We start from the raw sequence: 676 nt of genomic DNA on the forward strand, positions 1-676 counted from the left end.
TACCTCCCGTGATGCCGCTGCCTCCCGTGCCGCCCGGGTTGATGAACGGGGCGGGCAGCTGAGGCCCGGGCCCTGGCGGCGCGGGCGGCCCCGGGGGTAGCCCGGGCGCGAGCGTCGACGGTGGCGGGGTGGGGCCGGCGGGTTGCAGGTTCTCGGTGCGCGCGCCCGGCGGCGCCTGGATGGGCAGCGGCGCCGGCGTGCCCGGGACATCTGGCGGCGCCTCGCCGGGGCGCGCGGCGATCGGGATGCCCGGTGATGGTGGCAGGCCGTTCGGGTTCGGCGGCGACGCGGCTACGTCGATCGGCGCCGGGAAGCTCCCGCCGAACGGTCCGACGTCTACACCCGTGCACGGCAACGGGTTCCACGGCCGCGGCAGCGTGTCGGCCGGTGGGGCGTAGGAACACGCCGTTCCGGGCGGGACGGCCGGTCCCGGGTGATCTGGTGTGCCTTCGCGCACCGGAGGCGCGGGCGGCGGCGCGCCGTTGGGGAACCGGGTGCCGTTGGGGTCGGGCCAGCGGAACTCGGGCAGCCCGGCGCTGCGCCAGAAGTTCTCCGGGTCGATGCCGCGCTTCTTGAAGGCGGCGTCGACGAACGGCTGCAAGATCCAATACGGCAGCAGATTGGACAGGACAATCTTGAAGTACGGCCCCGACGCCACCGATTCCCCCAGCGATGC

The 676-nt window shown here is 74.9% G+C and carries 1 pseudogene; it reads right to left on the minus strand.

Going from position 1 to position 676, the window contains the following annotated elements:
• A pseudogene (locus A5678_RS22985) lies at positions 1-676 on the minus strand (mammalian cell entry protein); the annotation flags it as partial.

This window comes from Mycobacterium sp. E2733 (assembly GCF_001667585.1).
GTDB lineage: Bacteria > Actinomycetota > Actinomycetes > Mycobacteriales > Mycobacteriaceae > Mycobacterium.